Raw genomic sequence first — 6,347 nt, 5'->3', positions numbered from 1 at the left:
TGATTTTAGTCTTCTATGGTACAAGAGTAAATCTATAAAATACTCTTCGTCGTCTATCTCAAGTCTGTATTGGTTTCCTATAAAAGAAAAATCTGTACCCATTTGAGCTAAAAACTCTCTTATATTGTTTACAAGCCCTAGTTCTAGTTCTCTTTCGCTGTATTCATCACTTAGCTCTAAAAAATCAAAGTTAAATTCATCCTTTACAGCTAGTTTAGCTTGATGTTTGTATTTTTCTACTATAGTATTGTCAAAATTTGTTTGATTTAAAAGAAATTTTTCATAAGATTTGTTCTCTATATGATTTATCAAAACATCTTTTGTCATACCAAATTTTATAGTAGTTTTAATATAAAATTCTCGTTCCAAACTATCTTTACATTTTTGAAAAATGATAACATTTTTAGTCCAACTAATTTCTCCAACCAATGGTTGGAGTTTTTCATTTTGATAATATTTAAGATAAAATTGTCTCATATTCCAAAGGTTTTGAACACTAAAACCTTTGATTCCCACAAACTCTTTTTGAAGCTCTTCTGAAAGATTTTTTACTATAGATTTACCCCAACTAAACTGCTCTTGCTTTTCAACTATATTTTTACCTATTTCCCAATATAAACTTATAAGCTCTTTATTTACAGCCCTTAAAGCTTCATACTGTGAAGAGAGTATTTTACTCTTTATCTTTTTTACAAAAATAGTAAAATTTTCATCTATAGTTGAAATTTCTTTTTTCATATATGTTGTAAATTCCCGACTATATAACCTATCTCTTCATCAGTAACATAAGGATTCATAGGTAGGCTCATTATCTCATCTGAGACTATTTCTGAAATAGGAAAATCGCCTTTTTTATATCCCAGATATGTAAAGCACTCTTGAAGATGTAGCGGCATTGGGTAGTGAACTGCTGTTGGAATACCCTGTTCTTTTAGTTTTTCTTGAAGTTCATCTCTTCGAGATGAGTGTGGGTGTGAAGTGTGGACGTGGTCTGATTTTACTCTAATGCTATATTGTGCCCATGCGCTTGTGGTATGTGGTGTGAGTGCAGGTGTGATTATATTTTTTAACTCACACTGACCACTCAAACTCACACTATACTTATCTGCTACCTCTTGTCTTAGTGCTAGATCTTTCGGATAGTACTTAAGTTTTACATTAAGCACTGCTGCTTGAATAGTGTCCAGTCTTCCGCCCATGCCGATGTATTTGTGATGGTATCTTTTAGTTTGTCCATGGAGTCTTAAAGATTTCATCTTGTTTGCCAGTTCTTCATCGTTAGTGAAAACTGCTCCACCGTCTCCATAACATCCTAAAGGTTTTGCAGGGAAAAATGAAGTTGTTGAGATGTCACCAAGTGCTGAATCTGTGATGCCGTTATAAGTACTTCCAAAACTTTGAGCACCATCGATGATAATACTTATCTTGTGTGGCTTTGAGTGTGAGTGTGAGTACTTGTCGGCAATTGTTTTTATGGCATCCATATCAGCCGGTTGTCCATATAGGCTTACTGGGATTATGGCTTTTGTTTTTGGAGTTATAGCTGCTTCTATTTTAGATGGGTCTATATTATATGTTTTTTCATCAATATCTACAAATACAGGAGTTGCTCCTAAAAAGGCTATAGTTTCAGCGGTAGCTATAAAAGTAAAAGGCGTAGTTATTACTTCATCACCAACCCCAATGCCTAGTGCCATCATCGCAAGAAGAAGCGCATCAGTACCATTGCTGCAACTTACGGCATATTTTGCCCCTGTAAATTCTTCTAGGCTTTTTTCTAGCTCTTGCACTTCATTTCCCATAATAAAGTTACAGTTTCTTGCTACTTTTAAGATAGCTTCTTCTATCTCTTCTTTGTAGAGATTGTGTTGATGTTGTAAGTTTGCAAAATCTATTTTCATATTTATAAATTCTCTTCTATTAAGATTAAATTGCCATTTTCTATTTTGTATTTGCTATTATCAAAGCTATCAATAGCCATGTTATTTTCATCAAACTTGAGTGTATTTCCGGCTTTACTTACCCAACCAATTTGACGTGCAGGAACTCCAACCATTAGGGCATATGGTTTTACATCCTTATTTATTACTGCTCCGCTTCCTATAAGTGCATATTCACCTATTGTTACTCCGCAAACTATAGTGGCATTTGCTCCTACGGTGCAGCCATATTTGAGAACAGTTTTTTTAAATTCTTGCCGTCTTACTATAAAAGCTCTAGGGTTAGTTACATTTGTAAATACCATTGAGGGTCCTAAAAAAACATCATCTTCAATTTCGATACCTTCATAAATAGAGATGTTATTTTGAGCTTTTACTCCGTTTCCTATCTTTACTTTAGGTCCTACTACACAGTTTTGTCCAAAAGAGCAGTTAGCTCCGATGTTTGTACCGCTTAGGATGTGTGAGAAATGCCATATTTTTGTATTTTCGCCAATATTTACATTGTCATCAATATATGCACTTTCGTGAGCGTAGTAGTGGTTGGTGTTCATGTCTTTACCCTTAATGATATTATAATTTCTTGTTATATTTTTTTCGAAACGACATATATTTAAGCTTTTTACTCAATTAATTGTAACTCTTCTATATATTTAAAATCTTTTTTATTATGTGTCCATAGTGGCAAATCATATACAAGGCAAGTAGCCGCGACAATAGAATCATAGATGCTCATACCATGAGATAAAACATATTTTTCTAGCAAATTTCTTGCAAGGTCCATGACCTCTTGATCTATACTGATATTTTTAAAAAGATTTAATTTTTTATTGGTAGTATTCAAATCTCTTTTGTTTTTCACACCTACCAATACTTCCATATCCACTATAGAGTTGAAGCAATATTTTTCGACCGTATCTTTATCTAATTTTAACTTACCATTGATATAATCTATGACAATGCAAGAATCTACAAAAACAAGATTATTCATATCTTTTTTTTCTTCTCAAATCATGAATATACTGCGCACTATCTTCAATATGAGTCAAAGCAACTTCATCACATAATTCTTCGTCGTATTTATATTCTATTTTTCTAATATGTTTCATGGGATCTTTTTTAACATAAACCAATTCATCATCTTGTCTTTGCATATCTAAAAATAGTTTCAGAGCTTCACCTACCAAATCTTCCACAGCTTTCTTTTGCTGTTTTGCATACTGCTTAAATTTGTTCTCTATTTCAGGGTTATCTATTTTTATAGCTAACATCTTAAAATCCTTTTATTCGCTTACTGATTGCTTAATATTATATCAAACTTTTTACATAGCTTAAACACTAACTACTTTTCTGCAAAACTGATGATACTCCCCGCTAAGCCCAACAGGGGCTAGTTTTCGAATCTCTGACACAATATTGATGGAGTTTTTAGCCTCTTCAAGCCCAAAACCGCCGCCGTTTAAGATATGTTCATAGCTTCTTGTATGCAAATCCGTAAAGCCTTCGCTAAATTCAAACTCTTTACCATCTACAGTGATACTTCTGTATGTAGTTTTACCGGTTGCTTTTACATCTTCAGGGATATAGTCATAATTGACTGATAAGAACCATCGAACACGAGCATTTTTAAGTTTCATAAACCCTGCATTGGCATCAGCTTGTTTCACATGAACAACATTCTCTTCAATCGGACCGAAAATCCATGAAAGCATATCAAAAAAGTGAACACCGATATTTGAAGCGATACCGCCCGATTTTGCCTCATTACCTTTCCAGCTTACAAAGTACCATTTCCCTCGGCTTGTTAAGTAAGTCAAATCTAAATCGTATATTTTATCTGGGTTGGTCTCAAGCTCTTTAGCTATTTTGTTTTTAAGTGCAATGATTGATTCATGTAAACGCAGCTGTAAAATGGTATAAACTTTTTTACCGGTCTCTTCTTCTATGACTTTGAGCTGGTCGATGTTGTGAGGGTTTAAAACCAACGGTTTTTCACAAATGGCATGGGCACCACTTTTGAGAGCAAATCGTATATGGCTGTCATGAAGATAATTTGGAGTAGCAATGGCAATATACTCAATTTTTTTGTTGCCATCCCTGTGCCATTTATCTACGAACCTATCAAATCTCTCAAACTCTGTAAAAAAATCAGCCTGGGGAAAATTACTATCCATGATACCAATGCCATCGTATGGATCAAGCGCTGCAACAAGGTTGTTTCCTGTCTCTTTTATGGCTTTCATGTGTCTTGGAGCAATGTAGCCAGAAGCTCCTATGAGTGCAAAGTTTTTCATACTAAAGTCTCCATGTCGGTTTTTCTACGATGCCTTTGACATCGATAATAATTGGTTCGCCGTTTGACATATTTTTATAATCTTCGGTTGTTATCTCTTTAAATTTATCGTGACCTACGGCAACAATTATAGAGTCATATTTTCTACTATTTAACGGTAACGCATCTACAAAGTTAAGGTATTTTGACTCTTTATCGCTTTTGTCAACCCAGTAATCATGTACTTCTACACTGCACTCAAACTCCTGAAGCTCTTTTATAATATCCATAACTTTAGAGTTTCTCATATCTGGGCAATTTTCTTTAAAAGTCACACCAAGAACAAGAACATTTGCATTTTTTAGTTTTTTATCAAATTTAACCATTTTCTTAATAGCTTTATCTGCTATAAGTTTGCTCATGCCGTTGTTAATTTGTCTAGCACCTAGTATAAGGTTTGGCATGTATCCTAAAGATTGTGCTTTATGTGTCAGATAGTATGGATCGACCCCGATGCAATGTCCACCTACTAAACCCGGTTTAAGATTGATAAAGTTCCACTTTGTTGCCGCTGCTTCTATAACATCGTGAGTGTTTATATTCATAAGGTCAAATATCATAGCGAGTTCATTTATAAGCGCAATATTGACATCTCTTTGGGTATTTTCTATAACTTTTGCAGCTTCTGCAACTTTTATAGTAGGTGCCAAGTGTGTCCCTGCCGTGATGATAGACTTATAAAGATTATCAACCTTTTTTGCAATTTCTGGAGTGGAGCCTGATGTGATTTTAAGTATTTTTGTAACAGTGTGTTCTTTGTCTCCTGGATTGATTCTCTCAGGAGAGTATCCGCAGAAAAAAGATTCGTTAAATTTTAGTCCACTTTCTTTTTCAAGTATCGGTACACATACCTCTTCTGTAACACCTGGATAGACTGTAGATTCGTAAATGACAATGTCGTCTTTTTTGAGTATTTTCCCTATGGCTTCAGTAGACTTTACTATTGGGGTTAAATCTGGCTCGTTGTTTTCGTCTATGGGCGTAGGAACAGTTACTATATAGATGTTGCAATCTTTTATATCGTCAATGTTTAGAGTAAATTTCATACCGTTTTTTAAAGACTCTTTGACTTGCTCGCTTGTCAACTCTTGCGTTCTATCAAAACCGCTATTTAACTCATCTATTCTAGGTTTATTTATATCAAACCCTACTATTTCATATTTTTCACTAAATGCATGAGCTAACGGAAGCCCTACATATCCAAGTCCTACGACACAAATTTTATCTTTCAAATCTTCCTCCAATTATTGATTTATTATCGGTATAAAACTCTTTATACCAGTTTTGTTTGATAGCTCCAGCCGCTAAAAGATTTGCAAATATTGTAGCTCTATCACCTCATTGTTTTGTGCTAAAAGTAGTCCATTTGAAAGTCCTACATACCCCGTTCCTGCTATTGCTATCTTCATCATTTACTAGGACATTTGTTTAGATTTAACAAATCATACATCTCTTCATACTCTTTTTTCTGTTTTTGAAGTCTATCGTACTCTTCTTTTTTAATTTCGATGAATTTGTCTGTTAGGGCTATTTTTTCTTTTATTCCAGTTGGTGTTAAAAGATATTTGTATTGTACTTTACTTTTCGAATTTATAAATCTATCAACTTTTATAAGACCTTTTTCGATAAGTCCATTAAGTACATAATTAACCTTACCTACACTATAACCTATCTCAGCAGCTATACTTTTTTGATTGGTCACTTTATCTACAGATCTTAAAATAGCCAACTCAGCCTCTTCGTTTGTCAATTCAATGCCTTTTCATGATTTTAATTCAATGGTTGAATTATAACTAGTCCAAGCTTTGAATTAAATTTAATAGAAAAAAATTGTGATAATAAATCTCAACTCGTATGTTAATAATTGAAGTCTCTGATTAAATCATAAACTAGATTCCAAGTGACCAAAGGGAATGCCTGTGGTGCAAGCTTGGAATGACGAACTACCAGTCACCCTGAACTTGATTCAGGGTCTAATTCAATAATTGTTCAGAGGGTTCAATTGTAATTATTGAAAATTTCGATTTAATGAAAAATTTGGGTGCGTAAAAACCTAAGCAAACTACGGTACTATA

General features: G+C 33.9%; 8 protein-coding genes. All 8 read right to left on the bottom strand.

Annotated features, from left to right (window positions below; translation table 11 throughout):
- Window positions 1-738: PDDEXK nuclease domain-containing protein (locus tag IBX42_RS10800; RefSeq protein ID WP_294932798.1), on the bottom strand; the 738-nt coding region annotated here is incomplete at its 3' end.
- Window positions 735-1,901, bottom strand: a complete 1,167-nt coding sequence (locus IBX42_RS10795; protein WP_294932796.1) for a DegT/DnrJ/EryC1/StrS family aminotransferase — start codon at window positions 1,899-1,901, stop codon at window positions 735-737. The genes IBX42_RS10795 and IBX42_RS10800, both read right to left, overlap by 4 nt.
- 2 nt (window positions 1,902-1,903) lie before the next feature.
- Window positions 1,904-2,494, bottom strand: a complete 591-nt coding sequence (locus IBX42_RS10790) for an acyltransferase (protein ID WP_294932794.1) — start codon at window positions 2,492-2,494, stop codon at window positions 1,904-1,906.
- A 68-nt stretch (window positions 2,495-2,562) separates the two neighbouring features.
- On the bottom strand, window positions 2,563-2,931 hold the full coding sequence (locus IBX42_RS10785; protein WP_294932792.1) for a type II toxin-antitoxin system VapC family toxin: 369 nt from the start codon (window positions 2,929-2,931) through the stop codon (window positions 2,563-2,565).
- Window positions 2,924-3,211 carry a hypothetical protein gene (locus IBX42_RS10780; protein WP_294932790.1) on the bottom strand — a complete coding sequence of 96 codons (288 nt, stop codon included), beginning with the start codon at window positions 3,209-3,211 and terminating at the stop codon, window positions 2,924-2,926. The genes IBX42_RS10785 and IBX42_RS10780 overlap by 8 nt, the downstream gene beginning before the upstream one ends.
- Window positions 3,212-3,271: 60 nt before the next feature.
- Window positions 3,272-4,234, bottom strand: coding sequence for a Gfo/Idh/MocA family oxidoreductase (locus IBX42_RS10775; RefSeq protein ID WP_294932788.1), 963 nt, complete (start codon window positions 4,232-4,234; stop codon window positions 3,272-3,274).
- Window position 4,235: 1 nt separating this feature from the next.
- Entirely contained in the window at window positions 4,236-5,504 is a 1,269-nt protein-coding gene (locus tag IBX42_RS10770) for a nucleotide sugar dehydrogenase (protein WP_294932786.1), read from the bottom strand.
- Between the two features lie 176 nt (window positions 5,505-5,680).
- Window positions 5,681-6,022 (bottom strand): MarR family EPS-associated transcriptional regulator, encoded by a 342-nt coding sequence (locus tag IBX42_RS10765; protein ID WP_294932784.1) that lies wholly within the window; start codon window positions 6,020-6,022, stop codon window positions 5,681-5,683.
- Window positions 6,023-6,347 lie beyond the last annotated feature (325 nt).

It is taken from the genome of Sulfurimonas sp. (assembly GCF_014859695.1).
Lineage (GTDB): Bacteria > Campylobacterota > Campylobacteria > Campylobacterales > Sulfurimonadaceae > Sulfurimonas.
This window is presented reverse-complemented; position numbering and strand designations above follow the sequence as displayed.

What these genes read in the sequence shown, in the direction of transcription:
- IBX42_RS10790 (WP_294932794.1), bottom strand. Translation starts at nt 2,494, where the DNA reads ATGAACACCAACCACTACTACGCTCACGAAAGTGCATATATTGATGAC.
- IBX42_RS10795 (WP_294932796.1), bottom strand. Translation starts at nt 1,901, where the DNA reads ATGAAAATAGATTTTGCAAACTTACAACATCAACACAATCTCTACAAA.
- IBX42_RS10775 (WP_294932788.1), bottom strand. Translation starts at nt 4,234, where the DNA reads ATGAAAAACTTTGCACTCATAGGAGCTTCTGGCTACATTGCTCCAAGA.
- IBX42_RS10780 (WP_294932790.1), bottom strand. Translation starts at nt 3,211, where the DNA reads ATGTTAGCTATAAAAATAGATAACCCTGAAATAGAGAACAAATTTAAG.
- IBX42_RS10785 (WP_294932792.1), bottom strand. Translation starts at nt 2,931, where the DNA reads ATGAATAATCTTGTTTTTGTAGATTCTTGCATTGTCATAGATTATATC.